The sequence below is a fragment of the Shewanella sp. 10N.286.51.B2 genome, assembly GCF_041469265.1.
GTDB lineage: Bacteria > Pseudomonadota > Gammaproteobacteria > Enterobacterales > Shewanellaceae > Shewanella.
This window is the reverse complement of the sequence record NZ_JBFRKH010000020.1, coordinates 37,575-61,791: the sequence shown is the minus strand read 5'-3', so window position 1 is coordinate 61,791 and position 24,217 is coordinate 37,575. Positions and strand designations below refer to the sequence as shown.

The 24,217-nt window shown below is 42.4% G+C and carries 17 protein-coding genes and 1 tRNA gene; 9 read left to right on the top strand and 9 right to left on the bottom strand.

Annotated elements, in window-relative coordinates:
* Positions 1-261 precede the first annotated feature (261 nt).
* Positions 262-705, top strand: a complete 444-nt coding sequence (locus AB4140_RS05945) for a DUF4124 domain-containing protein (protein ID WP_102439682.1) — start codon at positions 262-264, stop codon at positions 703-705.
* Positions 706-801: 96 nt separating this feature from the next.
* Here AB4140_RS05945 and AB4140_RS05940 read toward each other — a convergent pair whose 3' ends face one another.
* The 4 genes from AB4140_RS05940 to rluD form a co-directional block, all read right to left on the bottom strand.
* Complete coding sequence (locus tag AB4140_RS05940) at positions 802-1,110, bottom strand: hypothetical protein (RefSeq protein ID WP_102439683.1); 309 nt, start codon at positions 1,108-1,110, stop codon at positions 802-804.
* A 260-nt stretch (positions 1,111-1,370) separates the two neighbouring features.
* Positions 1,371-3,944: an ATP-dependent chaperone ClpB gene (clpB, locus tag AB4140_RS05935; RefSeq protein ID WP_372000132.1), complete on the bottom strand. Its 2,574-nt coding sequence runs from the start codon at positions 3,942-3,944 to the stop codon at positions 1,371-1,373.
* 144 nt (positions 3,945-4,088) lie between these two features.
* On the bottom strand, positions 4,089-4,823 hold the full coding sequence (gene pgeF / locus AB4140_RS05930; protein ID WP_372000130.1) for a peptidoglycan editing factor PgeF: 735 nt from the start codon (positions 4,821-4,823) through the stop codon (positions 4,089-4,091).
* Positions 4,824-4,861: 38 nt separating this feature from the next.
* Positions 4,862-5,836: a 23S rRNA pseudouridine(1911/1915/1917) synthase RluD gene (gene rluD, locus AB4140_RS05925; RefSeq protein ID WP_076540848.1), complete on the bottom strand. Its 975-nt coding sequence runs from the start codon at positions 5,834-5,836 to the stop codon at positions 4,862-4,864.
* Positions 5,837-5,961: 125 nt separating this feature from the next.
* Between rluD and AB4140_RS05920 the strand changes: the two genes are divergently transcribed.
* Positions 5,962-6,726, top strand: coding sequence for an outer membrane protein assembly factor BamD (locus tag AB4140_RS05920; protein ID WP_102439686.1), 765 nt, complete (start codon positions 5,962-5,964; stop codon positions 6,724-6,726).
* A 182-nt stretch (positions 6,727-6,908) separates the two neighbouring features.
* Positions 6,909-6,984: transfer RNA gene (locus tag AB4140_RS05915), tRNA-Phe, on the top strand.
* A gap of 280 nt (positions 6,985-7,264) precedes the next feature.
* On the opposite strand, the gene recJ is transcribed toward AB4140_RS05915, so the two are convergent.
* From recJ to brnQ, 4 genes are all read right to left on the bottom strand, one after another.
* The gene (recJ, locus tag AB4140_RS05910) at positions 7,265-8,989 is read right to left on the bottom strand and encodes a single-stranded-DNA-specific exonuclease RecJ (protein ID WP_102476940.1); all 1,725 of its coding nucleotides are present in this window, start codon (positions 8,987-8,989) and stop codon (positions 7,265-7,267) included.
* Between the two features lie 156 nt (positions 8,990-9,145).
* Positions 9,146-9,874 carry a bifunctional protein-disulfide isomerase/oxidoreductase DsbC gene (gene dsbC, locus AB4140_RS05905; RefSeq protein WP_102439688.1) on the bottom strand — a complete coding sequence of 243 codons (729 nt, stop codon included), beginning with the start codon at positions 9,872-9,874 and terminating at the stop codon, positions 9,146-9,148.
* A 141-nt stretch (positions 9,875-10,015) separates the two neighbouring features.
* Positions 10,016-10,918 carry a site-specific tyrosine recombinase XerD gene (gene xerD, locus AB4140_RS05900; protein WP_372000127.1) on the bottom strand — a complete coding sequence of 301 codons (903 nt, stop codon included), beginning with the start codon at positions 10,916-10,918 and terminating at the stop codon, positions 10,016-10,018.
* An 85-nt stretch (positions 10,919-11,003) separates the two neighbouring features.
* A complete protein-coding gene (gene brnQ / locus AB4140_RS05895; RefSeq protein WP_303412070.1) occupies positions 11,004-12,347 on the bottom strand; it encodes a branched-chain amino acid transport system II carrier protein in 1,344 nt (447 codons plus the stop codon).
* A 448-nt stretch (positions 12,348-12,795) separates the two neighbouring features.
* Here brnQ and AB4140_RS05890 point away from each other — a divergent pair, with 448 nt between their 5' ends.
* The 6 genes from AB4140_RS05890 (at position 12,796) to AB4140_RS05865 (ending at position 22,749) form a co-directional block, all read left to right on the top strand.
* A complete protein-coding gene (locus tag AB4140_RS05890) occupies positions 12,796-13,566 on the top strand; it encodes a tRNA1(Val) (adenine(37)-N6)-methyltransferase (RefSeq protein ID WP_372000125.1) in 771 nt (256 codons plus the stop codon).
* 81 nt (positions 13,567-13,647) lie between these two features.
* Positions 13,648-14,880 carry an ATP-dependent RNA helicase SrmB gene (gene srmB, locus AB4140_RS05885; protein ID WP_102476937.1) on the top strand — a complete coding sequence of 411 codons (1,233 nt, stop codon included), beginning with the start codon at positions 13,648-13,650 and terminating at the stop codon, positions 14,878-14,880.
* Between the two features lie 255 nt (positions 14,881-15,135).
* On the top strand, positions 15,136-16,350 hold the full coding sequence (locus tag AB4140_RS05880) for an efflux RND transporter periplasmic adaptor subunit (protein ID WP_102439693.1): 1,215 nt from the start codon (positions 15,136-15,138) through the stop codon (positions 16,348-16,350).
* Positions 16,351-16,388: 38 nt separating this feature from the next.
* Entirely contained in the window at positions 16,389-19,529 is a 3,141-nt protein-coding gene (locus AB4140_RS05875) for an efflux RND transporter permease subunit (protein ID WP_102439725.1), read from the top strand.
* 175 nt (positions 19,530-19,704) lie between these two features.
* Positions 19,705-20,346 carry a TatD family nuclease-associated radical SAM protein gene (locus AB4140_RS05870; protein WP_372000136.1) on the top strand — a complete coding sequence of 214 codons (642 nt, stop codon included), beginning with the start codon at positions 19,705-19,707 and terminating at the stop codon, positions 20,344-20,346.
* Positions 20,347-20,514: 168 nt separating this feature from the next.
* On the top strand, positions 20,515-22,749 hold the full coding sequence (locus AB4140_RS05865) for a PAS domain-containing protein (protein ID WP_102439694.1): 2,235 nt from the start codon (positions 20,515-20,517) through the stop codon (positions 22,747-22,749).
* A 56-nt stretch (positions 22,750-22,805) separates the two neighbouring features.
* Here the strand turns inward: AB4140_RS05865 and AB4140_RS05860 are convergent, their stop codons facing one another.
* Complete coding sequence (locus AB4140_RS05860) at positions 22,806-24,197, bottom strand: hypothetical protein (RefSeq protein WP_102439695.1); 1,392 nt, start codon at positions 24,195-24,197, stop codon at positions 22,806-22,808.
* Between the last annotated feature and the right edge of the window lie 20 nt (positions 24,198-24,217).

Below are 24,217 nucleotides of genomic sequence, written 5' to 3'. Positions count from 1 at the left end.
GATTTAGCGCAAGGGCTTTTGGCATTTTTTATCTGCAACACAAACTGAATGCGCAAAAGCTAAACAATTCGTGGTTTTTATCACCTAAAACCACCCTATTTTGTTGTTGACTGCCAATTCTAGGCTGCTTGTTTACCTTCAATAGCTCAAGTATTGGAACTAAGTCTTCAATAAACTCGATAATAACTATTGGTTTTAAGGTTCAAATCGCCTATTTTATTTTTAATAAGGAAAGTTGGTATACACCATTTAGGAATATATATGCTTAGTTTACGTTTATTGTGTTTAATAGGCTGTTGTAGTTTGATACAAGTTGCCAATGCTACCGTGATTTATTCTTGGGTCGATGAGAAAGGGGTAAAGCATTATAGTCAACAGCCACCGAATGAAGTTAATTCTGAAAAACTCTATAGTGAAGACATTGAGCCTGCACAAGTGGGTTACTTACCTGTTATTGCTAATGCATCATCAAGTGCAAATAAACCATCGGATGCAGAAAAGAATGCCGAAACCATTAAGGCTAGAGATGCTGAACAAGCAGCGTCTATTTGTGAAAGCGCTAAACACAGCCTAAATGTATTAAATACTTATCAACGATTACACCGCAAAGATCCCACCACCGGTGAAGCCGTACAGGTAACCGAAGAAGAGAGACTTGCTCAAATTGAAACCAATGAAGAAAGAATAAAACTGTTTTGCCAGTAATATTGTATTAGCTACAATATTAAGCAATAGCATGACATTGTGATATTAAGGGGCCTATTGGCCCCTTTTGCTATAAGTTTTGTCGATTGGGCATGATTAATTGCCAACAGTGTACATTGATTTAAACTCGCCACCATTACAGGTTTGGGTACCTGAGCGCCAACCTTTTTCAAATGCATTTATCCCATTTAAGGTTTTATCTTTCATTCCGTCGAGTGATTCACTTGATGTGCTTTGCAATAGTGCACTTTGACAGCCACGGTTATAGCCATAATGATAAATACTGTCGTAATCAACATTACCAACCTTAATAACTGGGATTTCGCCATTGGTTTGGGGGGCAGAGCTACAGCCTGTTAGGGCTATTGCTATGAGTGCGCTACTTATTACAACTAATTTATTCATGCTATATCCTTTTGACTAAAATCACAGTGGTTGAGTTAAACAGTCTACTTTCAAGCTAGTTTATAAATTTGATACTCGCAAGATAGCTTGCCGACACTGGGTTTACGCATTCGTCAAAAGGGTTATTTATTTTGGATAGTTTCTATTGATCAGTCTCACCTCGCCAAAAACACAAAAGGGGCATAGTTAACTACTATGCCCCTTTAATTGCTTCACTCAATTGATTAGCCATGCACTAAGTTGATTAATGACGAAGTAGATTATTGGCTAAATGTTAGCAAACCATCTTTCACATCTACGTTGATTGCTTTACCTGGTAGTAAATCACCTTTTAGTAAGTGATTAGCTAATGGGTTTTCAACTTCCTGCTGCAAGGCACGCTTGAGTGGTCTTGCTCCATATATAGGATCAAATCCTGCTTCAGCAATTAATGCCAGTGCAGCTTTAGAGATCGTTAAGCTAAAGTCTTTTTCTGCTAAGCGCGCTTTTAAGATCTCTAACTGGATTTCTGCGATATAGGCAATATGTTCAGCTGATAGTGGATGGAACACCACAGTTTCATCGATACGGTTTAAAAACTCAGGCCTAAAGCTTTGGGTAACGACTTCCATTACCGATGCCTTCATCTGAGCATAGTTTTGGGTTTCAAAACCTTGCTGGATAATGTCAGAGCCTAAATTTGAGGTCATGATAATAACGGTATTTCTAAAGTCGACCGTTCGGCCTTGGCCGTCAGTTAATCTACCATCGTCCAATACTTGCAGTAAGATATTGAATACATCAGGATGGGCTTTTTCAACTTCATCGAGCAAGATGACAGAATAAGGCTTACGACGAACGGCTTCTGTTAAGTAACCGCCCTCTTCATAGCCGACATAACCAGGAGGCGCACCCACCAGCCGTGACACGGTATGCTTTTCCATAAACTCTGACATATCGATACGCACCATGGAGGATTCAGTATCAAATAGGAATGTCGCTAATGATTTACATAGTTCGGTTTTACCCACACCAGTTGGGCCTAAAAAGAGGAAAGAACCTATAGGGCGGTTTGGATCAGCTAGACCTGCGCGGCTTCTACGAATCGCATTTGATACCGCTTCTATCGCTTCATTTTGACCAATCACTCTTTGATGTAGTGCGTCTTCCATTTGCAATAACTTGTCACGCTCACCTTCGAGCATTTTACTCACTGGTATACCGGTGGCTTTTGACAACACTTCTGCAATTTCAATATCGGTGACTTTATTGCGTAATAAGGTCATGTCTTGCATTTCAGCCTGAGAAGCTAAATCTAATTGCTTTTCAAGTTCAGGAATACGGCCATATTGCAGTTCAGACATTCGCGTTAAATCGCCTGCCCTTCTCGCCACGTCCATATCCATGCGCGATTGTTCTAAATCGGCTTTAATATGTTGAGTGCCAGCCAATGCGGCTTTTTCAGTGCGCCAAATTTCGTTTAGCTCGTTGGCTTTAATTTCAACTTGAGCAAGCTCAGCCTGTAAATCACTCAGACGTTTGCGACTGGCTTCATCTTCTTCTTTCGCTAGTGCTTGTTCTTCTAGCTTAAGTTGAATTGCGCGACGCTCTAACCTATCTAATGACTCTGGCTTTGAGTCAATTTGCATACGGATACTTGAGGCTGCTTCATCAATCAAATCGATAGCTTTATCAGGTAACTTTCTGTCAGAGACATAGCGGTGTGACATAGTGGCTGCGGCTACAATAGCAGGATCGGTAATTTCCACATGGTGATGCAGCTCATAGCGTTCTTTTAAACCCCGTAATATCGCAATGGTATCTATCACACTTGGCTCATCAACCAGCACTTTTTGGAAACGACGCTCAAGTGCGGCATCTTTTTCAATATACTGACGATATTCATCAAGCGTGGTAGCGCCAACACAATGTAAATCGCCTCGAGCAAGAGCGGGTTTAAGCATATTACCTGCATCCATCGCCCCTTCGCCTTTACCTGCACCAACCATAGTGTGCAGCTCATCGATAAACAGGATGACTTGGCCTTCTTCTTGGGCTAACTCACTTAATACTGCTTTGAGGCGCTCTTCAAATTCACCGCGATATTTTGCGCCCGCAATTAACGAGCCCATATCAAGGGAAAGTACCCGTTTGTTTTTAATGCCTTCAGGTACTTCGCCATTGACAATCCGTTGAGCTAAGCCTTCAACGATGGCAGTTTTACCCACACCGGGCTCACCAATCAATACTGGATTGTTTTTACTACGGCGCTGCAGTACTTGGATGGTACGGCGAATTTCTTCGTCGCGGCCAATAACCGGATCTAATTTACCTTGCTCTGCTCGCTCAGTAAGATCGACGGTAAATTTCTTTAGCGCTTGGCGTTGATCTTCGGCATTGGGATCATCGACATTTTGTCCGCCACGGATTTGATCTATGGTCGACTCCAAGACTTCTTTGGTGGCACCCGCCGCTTTAAGGCTTTTAGCTAACGGGTCATTGCCTGCTAACGCCGCTAATACAAACAACTCTGACGAAATGTATTTGTCTTTTCGCTTTTGGGCTAATTTATCGCATAAGTTCAGCAAGCGGATCAGGGTTTGTGACAACTGAACATCACCACCGGTGCCTTGCACTTGCGATACTCGTTCCAGCTCTTGGCTAATTGACGAACGCAGCGCACTGACATTAATGCCCGCTTGGGTCAGTAATGGGTGAATTGAACCTGAATCTTGATTTAATAAAGCCATCATCAAATGAATAGGTTCAATAAACTGATGATCTCGTCCTAACGCCAGTGACTGTGCATCTGAAATGGCGATTTGAAACTTATTGGTCATACGATCGAGTCTCATACGGCCTCCTAAACAATTAATTTAAAAACGGGAATGTTTTTGATAAGTAAAATATGGGGGTGTTTATGGATTTTTCAATCTAATGAGGCGAATTTAAAAATAAACCGTTAGGTTAAATGATGTAGATCAAATCTAAAAAACAGATTAGGACTTAAGCCAGATAAGCGACGCCATGCGGCCAGTTTGTTGTTCGCGGCGATAAGAAAAGTAATCACTATCGCTAAAAGTGCAGCGATTAGCGCAATATATTTGGGGAATACCTAATAACGCCAGCCTCATTTGAGCTAAGCCCGCTAAATCTGCTAAATACTTTTCAGCTTGCGGTTTAAAGTAGTCAGTCGCTTGAGGATGCTTTTCGGTAAAATATTGAAGTACTTCTGCGCCAACTTCAAACGCACCAGGGCCAATTGCAGGACCTAAATAAGCGATGATTTCAGTCGTAGGAGAGGAAAATTTGCTAACTGCGGCTTCAATTATGCCATCACATAAGCCACGCCAGCCGGCATGGACTGCAGCAACTTCAGTGCCCGCATTATTACACAGTAATACAGGAAGGCAATCTGCGGTCATAATCGCCAGTGCAGTATTGGGGGAGTTGGTATAACTACCATCGCCAATGAGAGGAGATGCAATATCAGCTGTCGTCAGTCTAGAGCAATCAATGATGTCAGTGCCATGCACTTGCTCAAGCCAAACAAGTGGCGACTGGATTGAATGCGCTGTTTGTAATAAAGCCCGATTGGCCATGACATCTGCTACAACATCCCCCACATGCAAGCCTAAATTCAGGCTGTCATAAGGTGGTTTGCTGACACCGCCATGACGATTTGTCATGGCGATAGCAACATTATCAGGTAATGGCCAACTGGCTTTAAACACAATCAATCCTTATGCCATTGCTTACGCAAGACTAACGCCTATAGGTATTCTATTGGATTTAGTTCTGTGTCTTCGCGCAATGCTTTGGTTAGCATCTTCATATCCTCAGGGATAGGAGCATGCCAAGTCATAATTTCTTGGGTAAACGGATGTGCAAGCTCCAAACGCACCGCATGTAACGCCTGACGCTCAAAGCCTTTTAAAAGTTCAAAAAACGCTTTGCTTGCTTTTTTAGGCGGACGTGGACGACCACCATAAACAGGATCACCAACTAGCACGTGGCCAATATAAGCCATATGAACACGAATTTGGTGAGTACGACCTGTTTCAAGACGCAGTCTTAAACGAGTATGGGCTCTAAATTTTTCAGCAACGCGATAATGAGTGACTGAAGGACGGCCCCCCATAATCACTGCCATTTGAGTACGACGAGTTTCATGGCGTTCAATAGGTTCATCAACCGTGCCACCAGCTGTCATAGTACCAATCACAATTGCTTCGTATTCACGCACGATATCACGGGCTTGAAGCGCCGCAACAAGGTGAGTTTGTGCTTCAACCGTTTTAGCCACCACCATTAAACCTGTGGTGTCTTTATCTAAACGATGCACAATACCAGCACGTGGTACATGTTCGATTTCAGGACAATGATGTAATAACGCATTTAATAATGTGCCATCAGCATTACCTGCACCAGGATGCACAACCAAGCCCGCTTGCTTGTTTACCACTAAAATATGGTCATCTTCGTAGACGATATCTAGTGGGATTTTCTGCGCTTTATCTTTAACTTCTTCTTCAAGCGTTGCTTCTACAGCAATTAACTGCGACTCTAGTACCTTCTCACGAGGTATATCGACGACAGTATCATCAACTGAAACTGCACCAGATAAAATCCATTCTTTGATGCGTGTACGGGAATAATCAGGGAACAATTCAGCCAAAGCTTGGTCTAATCTTAGACCCGTTTGACTTGCTGTGATTTCGCTTTTTAGATTAATCTCTTGTGTCATAGGAACCGTACCCCTTTTTTGGGGTCCAAAGTGAATGAACTATCTGTTACAATCGGATTGTTTTCTATTTTACAGTGAAATGGAAAAATTCTTAACAATAACTTATAAAAGAATTGAATTTACATATGCATAATTTTGCCAAAGGCGCCGCCCTAGTATTGTTTTCATTGACTTTAACGGCTTGTAGCACCTCTAAAGGTTTTGAAGAAGAAGTTGTCAGTAACAAGTCGCCAGAAGCACTTTATGCTCAGGCACGAACCTCAATGGAACTTGGGAACTACTCAAAAGCCGTTAGAACCCTAGAAGCGTTAGACTCGCGTTACCCGTTCGGCCCCCACAAAACTCAAGTCCAATTGGACATGATTTTTGCCTATTATAAGATGGATGATGTCGCATCAGGTATTGCTAACATTGACCGCTTTTTACGCTTAAACCCAACCCATCCAGATATTGATTATGTCTATTATATGCGTGGTTTGACTAATATGCAGGCTGATAATTATCTTTTTCACGATATGATGAATATTGACCGCACCGATCGCGATCCTAAAAATGCCCAAGATGCTTTTAAAGATTTTGATCGTTTAATCAAAAGCTACCCAGATAGTAAGTATGCAGCAGATGCACAACATCGTATGCAATACCTAAAAAACCGTTTAGCAAAATACTCAATCAAAGTAGCTGAGTATTATATTAAAATGGGCGCTTGGAGCGCTGCAGCGGTAAGAGCACAAACTGTGATGGAGCAATTCCCAGGAACACCATCAACTGAACATGCCCTTGAAATCATGGCTCAGGCTTACGAAGAATTAGGTCAAGAGCAGCTAAAGCAAAACGTGGTAACCGTGATGGCGGCGAATTTCCCGAATAATGAGTTAGTCAGTAACTAATGTTTAGCCTTACTGCTTAACTACGCTAGAATGCCTTCAATTTGAAGGCATTTTTTATTTATACGCCATGTAGAATAAAACATCACAAAAGGTACAAAAGATATGCAGTTGACACATTTTCAGCTTAAATGCTAAAAAAACGGTTGACTCAAACGGCTTAAAACCTTAAATTGCATCCCGTCGCCCGAATAGCTCAGTCGGTAGAGCAGAGGATTGAAAATCCTCGTGTCCCTGGTTCGATTCCGGGTTCGGGCACCATATTTAGATTTGGTGGCTAACGCAACCAAATAACAAAAAAGCCTCGCAATGCGAGGCTTTTTTGTTTCTGTCATTTATCATTCATGTGGTAACCATTGCATCAATAAAGCGCCTTAACGACTTTGAGTCAGTACTCTGACTCATTTACTAGCTCCTTGTACTAGCCTCTTGAGCAAGCACACCTGAGTAATACCAGCTCATTAAAGCGCAACTTATTAGCGCCGCAGCTAACTAACACAAAGTCACCCTTGGCTTAAGTTAACCTCACAGACAATACCCATTAAGCTGGCTCAATGTAATCCACCAGCATTTGTACGGTTTGATTACCTCTAAACTCATTCACATCCAGTTTATAAGCCACACGAGCATGTTTTATGCTTGCATCAGGCCAAGTGGTTAAATCAACATTAAATGCAATCGCATCCATCATTACAGCGCCACACTGAGACTCTAACACCAGCTTTAGGTGCTTTTCACCGACAATGCGCTGTTGAATGACACTGAAATAACCATCAAATAATGGCTCTTCAAATGCTTGCCCCCATGGGCCTGCATCTCTTAACAAATAGGCAGTATCGAGGTTCATCAGCGCGACTGGCAATTCACCATCAGATAAAATCTCACCGGTAAGCTGCTCAGGTTTTAATATTTCACGCACCGCTTTGTCATAGGCTTGTTCAAACTCGCTAAAGGCATCAGCTTTTAGGGATAGTCCTGCTGCCATCGCATGTCCGCCAAACTTAAGGATCATCCCAGGGTGACGGCTATTAATTAGCTCCAATAAGTCACGCATGTGTAAGCCCTTAATCGAGCGAGCGGAACCTTTAATCTCACCGTTACCCGCATCGGCAAAAGCAATCACGGGGCGATGATATTTATCTTTAATGCGTGATGCTAAAATACCAATCACGCCCTGATGCCAATCTTCTTGAAAAATGGCTAATCCCCAAGGTAATTTAGTTTCATCCAAGCTGAGTTTTTGTAAGCTTTTTAGGGCTTCTTGCTGCATACCGGTTTCTAATTCGCGGCGCTCAGCATTCAGACCATCAAGCTCACCTGCCATGCGTCTGGCGAGCATCATATCTTCACAAAGTAGGGTTTCGACCCCTAAGGCCATTTCATCTAAGCGTCCTGCGGCATTAAGTCTTGGGCCTACTGCAAAACCAAAATCTGATGCGACAATGCGCTGCGGGTTTCGCTTAGCGACTTCAAGCAGAGCTGTGATCCCAACACGGCAGCGACCACTACGTACTCTTTGTAAGCCAGCTTGCACTAAAATGCGGTTATTACTATCAAGGGAAACCACATCAGCCACAGTCCCCAGTGCAACAATGTCCAATAAACTGCCTAAGTTCGGCTCGGCTAATTGATTAAGCTGATACCAATCGCGGGCGCGTAATTCACTGCGCAGTACAGACATCAAATAAAATGCCACGCCCACACCTGCAATAGATTTACTGGCAAACTCACAGCCAGCTTGATTTGGATTAACAATGGCATCGGCTATGGGCAATGATTTACCCGGTAGATGGTGATCTGTCACCACTACGGTCATCCCCAGCGCTTTAGCCGCTGCTACGCCTTCTATGGATGAAATACCATTATCTACGGTAATTAATACCTCAGCGCCTTTTGACTGCGCCACAGCTACAATTTCTGGGCTTAAGCCATAGCCATAATCAAATCGATTAGGAATAAGATAATCCACATGCTGAGCACCCATCATCCGTAATGCCAACAAACACACACTGGTTGAGGTAGCGCCATCTGCGTCAAAGTCGCCCACAATCAAAATGGACTTTTTCGCCATAATAGCATCGGCAATAATACGCGCAGCTTCAGCCAAGCCCATCATAGAATCTGGGCGTAATAGCTTTGAAAGACTCAGATCACAGCCCAAAAGGTCGACGCCTCGACGGGCATACAATTGCTTTAAAATAGCAGGAATACTAGCTGGTAAATGACTATCGTCTACTAGAGGTCGGCGAACAATTTTATGGGCCACAAAAACACCTTAAGAAAATATCGAATTATGAAGTGGGAATGAATCATTGAAACTGAATTTACCATAACAAAAAAGGCGAGCTTTGGGCTCACCTTTTGTTATAAATTAACGTCTTTTAACGCGCTTTAGCGGCTAAATCCGTTAACTCACTGTAGATTAAAGATTGGTTTTAATGGTATTTAATAATGCTTCAGGCGGTTGATAGCCTGGTACTAATACGCCATTTTCTAACACAATTGCTGGGGTACCGTTAATACCAAATGAGCCACCTAAGCGGTATTGACCTTCGATATTAGCATCACATTTTGCCGCTTTTACATTACGACCAGTTTTGGCATCGGTCATCGCTTGTAGTGGATCTTTAGCACACCACACAGCTTCCATTTCATCGGCATTCGCTGACGGAATACCCGCACGAGGATAAGCTAAATATCTTACGGTAATTCCTAAATCGTTATAGCCATCCATTTGCTGATGCAACTTACGACAATAGCCACAATCAACATCGGTAAAAATAGTCACCACATGTTTTTCATTTTTGGCTTTATAAACCAACATATCCTTTTCAAAAGGTTTTAGCATATCAATGCGAGGGCCTGCTAGTGCTGCCTCGGTTAAGTTTTTCATGCCCTTTTGTAAATCATACATATTACCGTGAAGTAACTTACTGCCATCTGGAGACACATATAGCAGACCACGGTCAGTAAGCGCTTGATAAAGACCATCAATTGGCGATGCCTCAATGCTCAAAACATTCACACCTAAGGTATCTGAAACTTGTTTTTTGAGTTCTGCTTCATTAGGGATATCAGAGGCAGAAGCGGCATGTAATAACGGGGCTACTGCAAGCGTTATCGCTAAAGAGAATGCTTTGGTTAACTTCATTTAAAATCCTATTTGGTCAATCTGTATTAGTCTACTCACTATATAGACCCGCTCATCAGCGCAAAAGTTACAGACAATATTTCATGAAAGCAACTACACAGCGCTCATTTTGTGTAAGCAATAATAAACATTCATTTTGCACTAACCTCTTGGATGGTGCTCACTATGCAACTGTTGCAGCCTCGCTTTAGCTACATGGGTGTAAATTTGCGTAGTCGATAAATCACTGTGGCCCAGTAGCAACTGCACTACCCGTAAGTCTGCGCCGTGATTTAATAAATGGGTCGCAAAAGCATGGCGCAAAGTGTGGGGCGACAAATGGCTGTGTATTCCTGCCCGTAACGCATATAGCTTAATTCGGTGCCAAAAGGTCTGCCTTGTCATCATTTGACCGCGCTTTGATGGAAACAGTACATCACTTTGCTTATTACCCAGTAGCTTAGCTCTTGCCGCAACAAGGTATTGATCTACTTCTGTCACCGCTAACTCACCTAAGGGAACTAAGCGCTCTTTACCGCCCTTACCGACAATTCTCACTAAGCCTTGGCGTAAGCTTATTTGCTCAAGGGTTAAGCTAACCAGTTCGGTTACCCGCAACCCAGTGGCATAAAGTAACTCCAACATGGCTTTATCTCGGCACTCTAGCGGATCATCAACATTGGGCTCATCCAGTAAGCTGTTTATTTGGGCTTCACTGAGTGCCTCGGGTAATTGCCTAACTAATTGAGGGGACTCAACCAGCGCGGTGGGATCAACAGCTATCTGCACATTAACCAACAAATAACCATACAAACGCCGCAAGCTACTCAATAACCGCGCAGTACTGCTTTTTGCAAAATTTTGTTCCACTCGAAAGGCTAAGTAATCGCGGATCAGCAATTGATCGACATTAATCAACTGGCGTTTTTTCGTTAGCACAAAACGTTCAAAATGGCGTAGATCAGTACGATAGGAAGCCAGTGTATTGTCACTAAGTCCTTTCGTAGACCAAAGGTCATCTAAAAATGCATCGATAATGGGATCGGCTTGATACTTATCTGTCACATGAATTCCTAAAAAAACGGCGTTATTTCAAGATGAAATAACGCCGTTAGTGTAACTAAAGTTAGCTTAGTTTGACAAAGGTTACCTAGCTTGCAGCTAAAGCTTGATCCTTGGCAGGAACAAATAAACAAGCAATAATCGCAAGCCCTACTGGTAATAACCATGCCATGCCTTCAGCATGAAGTGGCATAAAGCTTAGGAAACTTGTATCTACGCCAGCAACTTGAAGACCATCAAAAATACCAAAGAACAAAGCAACAGATAACACTAAACGATGTGAAAATTCAGGACGAGGGAAACGCTCAGTTAAGAAAGTAATCGCTACCAATGCAATTGCCACTGGGTAAATAGTCATTAACACAGGAATACTGATGTTAATTAACTGCGTTAAGCCCACATTGGCAACCGTGGCACAAACCAAACTGAAGAAAATCACAAACGCTTTGTATGAGATCTTAGGCAATAGCTCATTGAAAAACTCTGAACAGGCGGTAATTAACCCAACTGCAGTTGTTAAACAGGCAATGCTCACTACCGTTGCTAATAAGATAGTCCCCATAGTGCCAAACTCATGAGTCACATAGTTTGTTAGAATTTGGCCACCATTTTCAGCGCCCAAAGCAATATCACCAGCGGTAGCGCCTAAATAGAATAATGACACATAAACAAAAGCTAAACCCGATGCAGCAATGATAGCAGCGCGTACTAAATAGCGAGTTTGCGCTTTTGAATCAGTGATGCCTTTTTTACGCAAAATATCAATGATTAACATACCGAAAATCAATGATGCTAGCGTATCCATAGTGTTGTACCCCTCTAAAATACCTTTAGAAAGTGGACTATTAATGTAATCACCGCTTGCAGCTTGAATTGCAGCGCTAGGGGTAATGATCACAGATAATGCTAAACCGACTAATAGGAAAATAAGAATAGGGGTTAATACTTTACCAACGCTGTCTAATAATTTACCTGGGAATAACGACAACAACATCGCAATGGCAAAAAAGCCAATGGTATAAAACAATTGTGCTTTATTAAGTGACAGTGCACCAAGTTGGATGATTGCATCGGCATTATCTAAAAATGGACGAGCACCAATTTCAAAAGCCACCAAGCCTGTACGCGGAGCAGCAAAGGCTGGGCCGATAATAATATAGATAGAAATCGCTAAAGCAGTTGCCGCAAATGCCGGTAACATCGCCATGACCTTACCATTTGCTTTTGCAATCGCAATAAGTCCAGCAAGGGGTAAACCCACGGCAGTAATAAGAAAGCCTAACATTGCTAGTGTCATGTTCTCACCAGCTAACATACCTGCAAACGGTGGAAAAATTAGGTTACCAGCACCTAAGAAAAATGCGAACGTCATAAAGCCTAAGCCTATCGTATCGCCAATACTCATATTATTGTTTTGCACACATTGCCCCATCTTGTTGTTTTGTTTTTTTACAAACTTAAGGGAATAGTCACCAATTAGCTATCGCTAATCTAACCTCCCGACAAACCCGTAAACTTTAAATTACACTTAAGCTCACTAAAATCACTGCAATATTGCTGATAAATTCAGCGTATTTTCGTAATACCTATGCCGATTTGTGAAGCTGATTTCATTTTTCCCATTTAAACCGCAATAATGTGCTCAAACGGGTAGGAACTAATAGCAAATAGCACTTAGATACACAAGCGCAAAACCCGCATAAAGCAAAAACAACCATCATCTGAAAACAAGCTTAAAAACAGCCAAACATTAGCGCTACAATAACAACACAAGCACCGAAGCTGCCAGTATATTAGCAACAATAAATCAACCTACTATCCGTTTGGGAAAAATTGCAAAAACAGTTACCATAATCGGCCATTTCTCAATCTATAGTCCTATGCCTTTTAGTTTCAAACAATTTCATATTGATGATAGCCGCTGCGGTATGCCCGTCAGTACAGATGGGGTGATGTTAGGCGCTTGGGCTAATATCAAACAGAGCAACACCATTTTGGATATCGGTGCCGGCAGTGGACTATTAACCCTCATGGCTGCTCAGCGAGCTGAGCAATTGGCAAAAACAGCAGTAGGGTTATCAAGCAAAGCGATTAAAATTGTCGCTGTTGAGCTCGATGATTTAGCCGCTCAAGATTGTTTACACAATATCGCCAATTGCCCTTGGGCTGAGATGATTGAGTTTCACCATGGGGCAATACAAGACTTTAGTGCCCAGCACTTAGTTCAGTATAAAGCTAAGCTAAGCCCATTATTTGATAGCATCATTTGTAACCCGCCCTACTTTGATAATGGGCCGCAATCAAAGCAGCAGCAGCGAGCAACCGCGAGACATACCGATAGCTTAAGCTTTAGCGAGTTACTGAAACATATTGAGTTATTATTGGCGCCACATGGCGCGGCGAGCTTGATTCTTCCAATTGAAAGTGAAACGCGCTTTACCGGCGCATTAACACAAACCTCTTTGGCCATATCTAAGGGCGTCAGCGTTTCAACGGTTAGCAAAAAGCCACCAAGACGATTACTGCTTGAGCTTAAGCATCAAGCAAAGATTGAAAGCACCGAGCACTCAAGTTTGGTGATAAGCGATCCCAGCGGTCAATATAGTCAGCAAATGATCGCCCTTTGTCGTGAGTTCTATCTAAAACTTTAAGCTTTGTATAGATATCGCTCTCGCTGAGTTGCGCTTCTTAGGTTATAATGCTCGGCTATCAATCAGTGAGACCTACAGCGCATGCTATTTGAAGATTTTGACCTAGATCCAATGCTTTTAGATTCATTAAAGGCCATGGGACATTTGAGCCCGACCACAGTTCAACAACAAACATTGCCAATGGCGATGGAACAACGGGATATTTTAGCTAAAGCGCCAACAGGTACCGGTAAAACGGCCAGCTTTTTGCTGCCGGCATTACAACACTTGATTGATTTCCCAAGACGATTCAATGGTCAAGCCCGTGTGTTAGTCCTAACCCCAACACGTGAGCTTGCTAGCCAAATTCATCGTTACGCTTGCCACCTTGCCACCGATTTAGATCTCGATATTGGTATTATCACCGGTGGTGTGCCATACGGCCCCCAAGAAGAACAACTTGAAGACAATGTCGATTTATTGATTGCCACTCCCGGTCGCCTAGTTGAATATCTTGATAAAGGCCAGTTTGAAGCAACAGAAGTTGAAATCCTGATCATTGATGAAGCTGACCGTATGTTAGATATGGGATTCTCGTCAGTGGTAGAAACTATCGCCATTGAGGCCCAAGGCCGTAAGCAGAATATGTTATTTTCTGCCACCCTTGAAGGCAGCGGTGTATCGCGCTTCGCGCAAGTGCTATTGAATGACCCGGTCACGATTGACGTTGACTCACCTCGCAGTGAAAAAGCCAAAATTCACCAATGGGCTCACCTTGCCGATAATCAAGCCCATAAGTTTGCCTTGCTATGCAACATTCTTCAGCAAGAGTCAGTTAAGCGCACTATCGTATTCGTAAAAACCCGTGAGATTGTAGCAAGCCTTGAAGGCCAGCTGCTTAAAGCCGGAATTCCTTGCGCTTTCTTACGTGGTGATATGGAGCAGAAAAAGCGCTTCCAAGCCTTAAGTAAATTCAGTAAAGGCGAAGTCAATATCTTGCTGGCAACCGATGTTGCAGCCCGTGGTATTGATATTGAAGGTATCACCCACGTGATTAACTTTGATATGCCTCGCTCAGCCGACGCCTATGTTCACCGTATTGGACGTACTGCACGCGCAGGCGCGAAAGGCACGGCAATTTCATTAATTGAAGCCCATGATATGCGCATCGTTAATAAAATTGAGCGCTATATTGAGCAGCCACTAAAACGTCGTTACATCGACGGTTTACGACCAACGCACAAAGAAGCGAAAGTGCCTGGCAAGAAAAAAGACAAAGTGAAAATCGCTGCGAAGAAAAAATCTAAAAAAGCAAAAGCGAAAAAGAAAAAGTAAGCCTTTCTCTCGCGATTAAAAAACTGTTTAAGCCCTGAATCAATATAATGCTTCAGGGCTTTTTTTTATCTAAAAATCAGTTTTATAGTGTAAAACCCTAAATAAAGATGAAAAAATCTTATGAAACATTTAATTTACATCTATCGCTTTAGCTCGCTGACGAACTCTGCTAATTTAGCGGGTATAAGACTCTAAAAGTCATGAAAAAAATAGAGTTACTCTCTGATGTAATATTTTGTATGGATACAGTTACCAATGAAACGAATCTTAAGAATCCTATCGCCTTTATTTATCCTGATCATTTTCGCAGGCTTAGCTTTTGTGCTGCTAAGTACCAAAGAAGCTCCTGAGCAAAAACAAGAACAAGCTAAAATTGCTATTGTTGATGTCATTGACGTCGAGCTACAAACAGTCTCGTTAAATCTGCCTTCGTATGGTGTTGTCAGCCCTAAATACAAAACCCAGTTAGTCACCGAAGTACAAGGCCGTTTAGTTAGCCTAGATCCAAGTTTTGTCGCCGGCGGTATAGTCAAACAAGGTCAAGCTTTAGCACAAATTGAACCTTCAGATTATGAAGCTGATTTTATCCAAGCAGAAGCTAGCCTTGCCCAAGCCTATGCAGCGCTTAATGAAGAAGTCGCCCGTGGTGAAGTCGCTAAAATTGAATTTAAAGATTTTGATGATGGCCTACCGCCAGAGTTAGGCCTGCGTATACCGCAACTGAAAAAAGAACAAGCCAATGTCAAATACGCTAAAGCCGCACTTGCCCGTGCTCAGCGAAATTTAGAGCGCACAGTGATAAGAGCCCCATTTGATGGCCTCATTAAAGCGCGTAACGTCGATTTAGGCCAATATGTCTCTTTAGGGACAAATTTAGGTGAGCTATACGATATCAGCATTGCTGAAGTTCGCTTACCGTTAAGCAACAATGATTTAGCTTACTTAGAGTCGGTGGATAACCCTGATACCTCAGTCACTTTAAGCGCTTCTTTGGCGGGTAATTCATTTACTTGGCAAGGTAATATTGTCCGCAGTGAAAACGTCATTGATGAGCAAAACCGTATGGTTTACTTAGTCGCAGAAGTTAAAGATCCTTACCTAAGACAACAGCGCGGCGAAAATGAACTCCCACTTAAATATGGCAGCTTTGTGACTGCCGTTATCACCGGTCGCACTGTCGATGGCATAGTGAAGCTACCCCGCTATGTGGTAAGAGACAATCAAGTTGCCATTGTTAAAGACGACAATACCATTGAAATACGCCCAGTTAATATCGTGCGCACCGATATTGAACATGTCTATATTAAGGGTAGCCTGAAAAGTGGTGAGCGCGTATCGATCACCGATATCAATAATATGACCTCAGGCCAGAAAGTGAAATTGTTAGGTGAAGAAGCTGACGCGCCAGATGAGGAACTAGAAGCGCCAGCAGAAAACAGTGATGAAATAACCATAGCAGGTGATCTGTAATGGATAACACTAATTCAAACTCAGCCTCCGATAACGATATCGATTACAACAAAGGCATTATTGCTTGGTTTGCTCGCAATAGTGTTGCCGCTAACTTACTTATGGCAGCCCTGCTCATTGGTGGTTTATTCAGCGCCAAATTAATTAATAAGGAAGTTTTCCCTAGCTTTGAACTTAATTTGCTGACGATCTCAGTAGCCTACCCTGGCGCTGCACCTCAAGAGATTGAGGAAGGGATTAATATTAAAATCGAAGAGGCCATTCAAGATATTAATGGTATTACCAAGGTCACCTCAGTTGCCAGTGATAGCGTAGGAACAGTCACCATTGAGGTTGAAGACGGTTATGATGTTCAGCAAGTTTTAGATGAGGCTAAGCTGCGTATCGATGCGATTTCAACCTTTCCTGACAACATAGAAAAGCCGAATATTTTCCAAATAAAACCTGAAAACAATGTCATCTGGGTCTCTGTCTATGGCGACTTAAGTCTCCATGAGATGAAAGAAATGGCTAAAAGCATCCGTGATGATATTACCGATTTACCTGCTGTCACACGTGCCCAAGTTAATGGCGTGCTAGATTATGAAATAGGCATTGAGTTATCAGAAGATAAGCTGCGTGAATATGAAATAACCTTCACTCAAGTCGCACAAGCGGTACAAAACTCTTCGATAGATTTACCCGGTGGCTCAATTAGAGCCCAAGATGGTGATATCTTGCTGCGCACTAAAGGCCAGGCCTATACTGGAGCCGACTTTGCCAACATTGTGGTTTCCACCCGCCCAGATGGCAGCCGTATCATGCTACCCGATGTTGCCACCATTAAAGATGGTTTCGAAGAGCGCATTGAATACACCCGCTTTAATGGTAAACCTGCCGCGATTATTGAAATCACCAGCATTGACGATCAAAACGCGCTGACGATTTCAGAGCAAGTTAAAAGCTATATCGCCGATAAGAAAACCACCCTACCCGCCAATGTCGAGCTAGATACCTGGGGAGATTTAACCCATTACCTTGAAGGCCGCTTAAACATGATGTTATCAAACATGTTTTATGGTGCATTATTGGTGTTTATGATCTTAGCCTTGTTTCTCGACTTGAAACTGGCATTTTGGGTTATGGTCGGCTTACCCGTGTGTTTTCTTGGCACTTTATTATTGATGCCATTAGAGCCCTTTAACATGTCAATCAACATGTTAACCCTATTCGCCTTTATTCTGGTGTTGGGGATCGTGGTGGATGACGCCATTGTCATCGGCGAAAGTGCCTACACAGAAGTAGAAAACAACGGTCACTCCTTAGAGAATGTCATTAAAGGGGTGCAAAAGGTCGCCATGCCCGCAACCTTCGGCGTACTCACCACAATTGCCGCCTTTATACCGATGATCATGGTGTCAGGACCTATGGGGATAATTTGGAAGTCCATCGGTATGGTGGTGATCCTAGCGTTAGCGTTTTCACTTATCGAATCAAAATTGATTTTACCGGCGCATTTAGCTCATATGAAAGTGAAGAAAAAGCGCCCGCCAACTAACATATTCTCAAAATTTAAACTGTGGATTAATGAGAAGCTGCAATACTTTATTCACAACAATTATCGCAACTTTTTAGGTACTTGTATTAAAAATCGCTACAACGTTGTGGCGGTGTTTGTCGGGGTACTGATTTTATCTATCGCACTGGTTGCCAGTGGCAAAGTTCGTTGGGTATTTTTCCCTGATATTCCGTCGGACTTTATTCAAGTCAACCTTGAGATGGAAGAAGGCAGCTCCGAGCTCAATACCTTATATGTGGTACAGCAAGTTGAAGAAGCGCTGTACGCCATGAATGAAAAGTTTGTCGAAGAGACTGGCTCTGACGTGTTAAAGCACAGCTTTATCGCGATAAATTCCAGTAGCTCTGGGTTTATATTTGCTGAGCTGTCAAAAGGTGAAGATCGTGAAATTGACGGTGTCACAATAGCTGAAGAGTGGCGTAAACAGCTACCTGAATTATTATCAGTGAAAAAGCTTAATATTTCTGCCAGTACCAATGATGCCGGCGGCGATATTTCGTTTAGATTAACCTCAAGTAACTTAGAGCAACTAGCCCAAGCCTCAAAAGAGTTAAAAGCCAAACTTGCCACCTATGAAGGTGTGTTCGATATCTCGGATAACTTTTCATCTGGTAGCCAAGAGATCAGACTCAACATTCGCCCAGAAGCCGAAGCACTAGGGTTAACCCTGTCAGATCTAGCCCGTCAGGTGCGTTATGGCTTTTATGGTTATGAAGCCCAGCGAATTCTTCGTAACAAAGAAGAGATCAAAGTGATGGTGCGCTACCCATTAGAGCAGCGCCGCACCATTGGTCACCTTGAAAACATGTTAATTCGCACCCCACAAGGTGTTGCTGTGCCTTTTTCAACGGTGGCAGATATTGAGCTAGGTGAATCCTTTGCATCAATTACTCGTGTTGATGGTCGCCGAGCGATTACCATTAGCGCTAATGTGAACAAAAACACCGTTGAGCCATCAAAAGTGGTTGGTGAAATCCAAGAAGAATTTATACCGCAATTGACTGAGCGCTACAAAGAGGTCAACGCCGCATTAGATGGTGGCAGTCAAGATGAACAAGATGCCATGCTGGGCCTTTTGCAAGGGTTCTTTTTTGCCATGTTTACCATATATGCTTTGATGGCGATTCCATTAAAGTCATATAGCCAGCCATTAATCATTATGTCGGTGATCCCATTTGGCATGATTGGCGCTTTGGTGGGTCACTTCATTCTTGGGATATCCATGAGTGTATTAAGCCTTTGTGGCATTGTTGCCTTGGCTGGGGTTGTGGTCAATGACTCACTGATTTTGGTGGACTTTGTTAACCGCGCCCGCCGCAAAGGCTTCTCGTTAATGGAGTCAGCCATCGACTCGGGCTGTTATCGCTTCAGAGCAATAATCTTAACCTCAATGACGACCTTTGTTGGCTTAGTACCTATTTTGTTAGAAAAAAGCCTGCAAGCTAAAATCGTCATTCCGATGGCAACATCATTAGCCTTTGGTATTTTGTTTTCCACTGTAGTAACGCTGATTTTAGTGCCTGTGCTGTACATCATTTTAGATGATGTGAAGCAGTTAACGCGGCGGATATTTAACTGGTGGTGGCAGCCGAAAAAAGAAGACGATGAAGCTTATTATTAGCGCCTAGTCCAAGTACATTAACAAGGGAGCTTAGCTCCCTTTTTTATGCCTAAAGCTCATGAAATTGGCGCTTTAGCCAATAATGCGAACTCACAAACAGATATCAATATTGGCTTGAGTTAATATCATTTAATCACACTGCAATAATGATATTCAGATGAAGCCTGAAACCACAATGTCAAAAACGAATACCACAGCAACGGCGACAAATGATACCGCAGCCAACACCTTAGTCTATGATATTCGCGGCAGTCGCTACCTTAATATTACTGGTCGCTGCACCTTAAGATGCCAGTTTTGCCCCAAACATAATGACTCAAAACAAGTTCATCAATATGAATTATCTCTTGATAGGCAAGTGAAGCCTGACGATATTATTCCTTTATTAGGCAATGCTGCTGACTTTGATGAGTATGTTTTTTGCGGTTATGGCGAGCCAACCTTAAACCTTGAGACCTTATTAGTGGTCGCTACGCAGCTTAAAAAATCAGGTGCGAAAGTGCGTTTAAATACCGATGGCTTAGCTAACCTTTTCCATCGGCGCAATATATTACCTGAGTTAGCATCTTGTATTGATAGCTTGTCAATATCGCTCAATGCCGATACTGAAGCCCTGTATATTCAGCATTGTCAGCCCAAATTGAAACACGCATTTGCTGCTGTACTCAGCTTTATCGAAATGGCGCCCACTTTTATAAGTGATGTACATGTGTCGGCAATCAATGGCCTTGAAGGGGTTGATATTGCCCGTTGTAAAATATTAGTTGAGCAACGAGGCGCAACCTTTAAATGTCGTCAACTGGATATTGTTGGCTAACTAAACCAAGAGGCTTCTGGATTAAGCTTTATTATTGGCTCCACTTGCCCTTATGGTAACTTTTACCTTTGAACAAAAAATTACTGAAAAACTCAGTCTCTAAGGTCAACCTTATGGGGCATTCGTGCTAACATTCACTTACCGGGACTGTTAAAAATAAGTAAGTGAATGTTTAAGAGATATACTAATAAAAACGTCTCAAAGTCTGTTTTAATCTCCACCCAAGATATTCAATGGGCGCGACAACATGTATTAGCGCTGTCTAGTCAATTATTGGTTATGCTGTTAAGTATTGTCATTTTGACTGTGCTACTGCTTAAGTTAGGCGAAAGGCGCCTACAAGAAGATTGGGCAGATAAGCGTTATAGTGAAATACAAACAGTAGGCACCCTCGCATCGGATAAAATTAACTTCCTTCAATTTCGCACCCAAGCTTTCGCGAAAGCAGAGCTTGTGAAACAATATTTAGCCAATCCATCTGAGGCGCAACGTCATAAGCTAGAAGAAAACTGGGACATATTGCTTAACAATATTCCTGAGTTATTAGGTTTAACCCTGTTTGATCCCCAAGGTAATCCACGCATAAGCTCAACAGATGCTTTTAGTAACGTCACTATCCCTGAATTTATTCTAGAAGCTTCCAATACAATGGGAGGCAATGACACTTACTACTCCAATATTCAATTTGTGCCAATAAATGGCAAGTTAACCCCTTATGTTTACCAGTTGGCATGGATTGAAAATAACGACCAAAGTATTCGCGGTTACTTAGTGACCTACAACTCGGTTTCTGAAATACTCGAATCCATTAAACCGGCATTTTTTAACCATAACTCGCCATTACTGCTTATTGGCTCTAAAGGCGTGCTCTATGCGGGCGGTAATCAGCAGTTTCCCATGAAAAGACTACCTAATACATTGGGCAGCAGTATTATTCAGTCATACCCAGAATTATGGCAACACATGGCCAACACCCATTTTGGTCAATTTCATACTGACAGTGGCACTTTTGTGTTTTTAAAGGTTGAAGTAGCACCTCAAGATGCAGAGGTAAGAGAATACTATCTACTGTCTTATATTCGCCATGAGGATATCGCTGCAAAGTTTGATCACTGGCGCTATATGTTAATTTGCTTCTCTTTGATCATTACCGCGTTAGCCTCCAGTTTATTGGTGTTAAAGCATCGCTTCTATTTAGAAAGCACCGCCAATAGCAATAGTATTAATTTAGCCAGCGTATTATTTAACAGTAATCAAAATTGCTTAATAGTGAATACTAGCGGTCGCATCATCAAAGCCAATTTACAAGCAGCTAATACCCTATCAACCAGTATTGAATCACTGTTTGAGCGCAGTTTACAGCGCGTATTGTCATTAGAAGATGAGCAATATAAACAGCTCACTGAAGCCATGCGTGACAATGTCACTTGGAAGCAGGTGGTCAATTTAAATAATGACAACTGCACTATTTCACTATGTTGTCAGCCCAGCTATAAAAATAAACACAGTGAGCAATACTGGCTGGTGACCTTTGAAAACATCACCGAACTTACCCAAGCAAAGCATCAAGCATACCGTTACCAGTTATTATCTGAGAGCGCTGTAGCCACGGCATTAACGGATTCCAGCGGTCAATTACTCAAATATAACCTTAAATTTAAAAACTTAATGGCCCTCGCTGCTGACAGCAATGTCAATATCTTAAGCCTGTTAGGTAAAGACATCACCAAACAATGGGCCGATATCAATAGCCGCATCAGCTTGCAAGGGAAATGGAAGGGCCAAGTAATCGCCAGCAGTGAAACCCCTTTTGCAACTAGCTTAAAAGCCAATATTCGCTCGGAGCATTCTGTCGACGGTGAACACGAGTATTTTATCTGTACTTTTGAAAATCTATTGCCGCAAACAGCGCTAAAACAATTACCTAATCAACAAACGCCACTGAGTTCAATGGTATTGCAGCTTTCAGAATTAGAACTACATTTTAATACCCTAACAGAGTCTAGCCGTGAACAAACCTGCTTATTGATCATGGACATTAACCCTGAGGGGCTCATAAGTCACATCAGTGATATAGACCATTTAGAGCAACGCCAAAAAGACATTGAAATGCAGTTACTCATCGATTTACCCACAGGCTTTCAAATCGCCCATTGGCGTCTAGGCTCTTTGGTGATATTGCTGCCACTAAGTGATTCCGTTCAAGCACACAAATACGCCATGAGCATTATGGATAGATTGGAGCAAAATGAATTAAATGAAGGGATTAATATCGGTATTTCTGGGTATCTAGAGCAGCAGTCTTTTGAACATTATCTCAGTAATGCAGAGGTAGCATTAAGGCGTGCAAAGCAAACCGGTAACCAAAATATTTGCCAAGCCTTTACCCGTAAGGCTCGCTAATCATAGCCAGCCTTATATCATCACTACAGCTAAAGTCTAATTGGCGAATAAGCAACTTATTCGCCAATTTCTAACAGCCCACCTGGCAGTTTGCTTTGAGTAATTTCAATGATACTAGAGCGGCTCATAATAACTTTGTAACGGGCATATTCAAGTGGGCCTTTGCCATCTTTTAGCACTGCAACAAGGTTGACTTGATAGCGCCTTTCTACTGATTCGTTACTGACTTTGCCATCTTGTTCACTATAGATTTTTGCCTTACCACGCTCTAAGTGACGGGCAAATGGCACCAAGCTAAAGTTTACTTGCTCTTGGATTTTGGAGTAGCCGGCTTCAAATTCTTTGTTGGTCACCTTTGAAGCAATACGGTAATGCAGCACCACGGCATCGACTTTATTTTGCCTATGCCGCTGTTTCATTATCTCAGCGACTGCAGCGGGAATATCCTGGGTGCGGATAAAATCCAGCCATACGAACTGCTTAGCAATCACGGCTTGGGTGGTGGTATCCCTTAAAATCTGACTCCAGCGTGGACGTCCTCGCTGAATATAACGCCACATCGCAACCCGTACATCTTCTTTAAAAATTTCACGAAAACCGTATATCACCGCTAAGGTAACCACCAAACTCATGGTTAAGCCGCTAAACACCCCTTGGGCCTTAATGATCAGTGCTGATACCACCATCATCACTAACCCCGTAGCTAATCCCGTCACGAACTTTTTCAAGCCTATGCCTAAAGGTTTTAGCTCCTCCTTTAATACCACACCTTGTTGTATTAAGCGCCTTAATAACAGCATCTTATTTGAAATACGATTAGCATCTTGCTTGGTGCCGGATGAGTTATACTTTCTTTCCTCTTCACGGTAATGATGCTCAGCGCGGCATAACGCCACCAGTTGATCTTTAACATCACTATATTCAGCACTACGCGGCCGATAAGCTAAGGTTTTTAACAGTTGTTGTTCACAAAACCAGGACAGGTAATTGTCAGCATTATTGAAGTAGGATTTGAGCTTTTCATCGCTGGGCTCGTTACGGCGAAACTTTTTAAGTAACTGCGTGACCGACTCACCTAATTCAGTTAATGCGGGATAAAAGTCGTCAGGGTCAGTGATAAGACGCAATTCTTTTGCATCAGTCTCAATGGCTACGGCAAATTGATAGGCAAATAAGTTGAGGTATAAACGGAACTCTTCTTTAGTGCGTTTATTAATACTGGCAAAACGGTTTTGTACTAATGGTAGGTGTAACCCTTGAGAGTAATAAGACCGCCGCCCAAGCATTGCGCTGTGGTAATACTCTTCTTCGTCTAGGGTTTTTTCGCCAACCCCCATTTCTGTGGGTAAGTAAAAATATAAATCAAAGCTGCGCTGCTGCCCAGCCTCCATTTGATGGCTGAATTTAATCGATAATGATTCTTCTTTCTTTACTTTGACTTTAGCCACTATGGAAGTATTTTATCTCA

Coding starts and splice junctions, on each gene's coding strand:
- rluD (WP_076540848.1), bottom strand. CDS start 5,836: ATGACACAAGAGATTAATCTAAAAAGCGAAATCACAGCAAGTCAAACG.
- srmB (WP_102476937.1), top strand. CDS start 13,648: ATGCTATTTGAAGATTTTGACCTAGATCCAATGCTTTTAGATTCATTA.
- AB4140_RS05890 (WP_372000125.1), top strand. CDS start 12,796: ATGCCTTTTAGTTTCAAACAATTTCATATTGATGATAGCCGCTGCGGT.
- AB4140_RS05865 (WP_102439694.1), top strand. CDS start 20,515: ATGTTTAAGAGATATACTAATAAAAACGTCTCAAAGTCTGTTTTAATC.
- dsbC (WP_102439688.1), bottom strand. CDS start 9,874: ATGAAGTTAACCAAAGCATTCTCTTTAGCGATAACGCTTGCAGTAGCC.
- AB4140_RS05880 (WP_102439693.1), top strand. CDS start 15,136: ATGAAACGAATCTTAAGAATCCTATCGCCTTTATTTATCCTGATCATT.
- brnQ (WP_303412070.1), bottom strand. CDS start 12,347: ATGGGGCAATGTGTGCAAAACAATAATATGAGTATTGGCGATACGATA.
- clpB (WP_372000132.1), bottom strand. CDS start 3,944: ATGAGACTCGATCGTATGACCAATAAGTTTCAAATCGCCATTTCAGAT.
- AB4140_RS05940 (WP_102439683.1), bottom strand. CDS start 1,110: ATGAATAAATTAGTTGTAATAAGTAGCGCACTCATAGCAATAGCCCTA.
- AB4140_RS05870 (WP_372000136.1), top strand. CDS start 19,705: ATGTCAAAAACGAATACCACAGCAACGGCGACAAATGATACCGCAGCC.
- AB4140_RS05920 (WP_102439686.1), top strand. CDS start 5,962: ATGCATAATTTTGCCAAAGGCGCCGCCCTAGTATTGTTTTCATTGACT.
- AB4140_RS05945 (WP_102439682.1), top strand. CDS start 262: ATGCTTAGTTTACGTTTATTGTGTTTAATAGGCTGTTGTAGTTTGATA.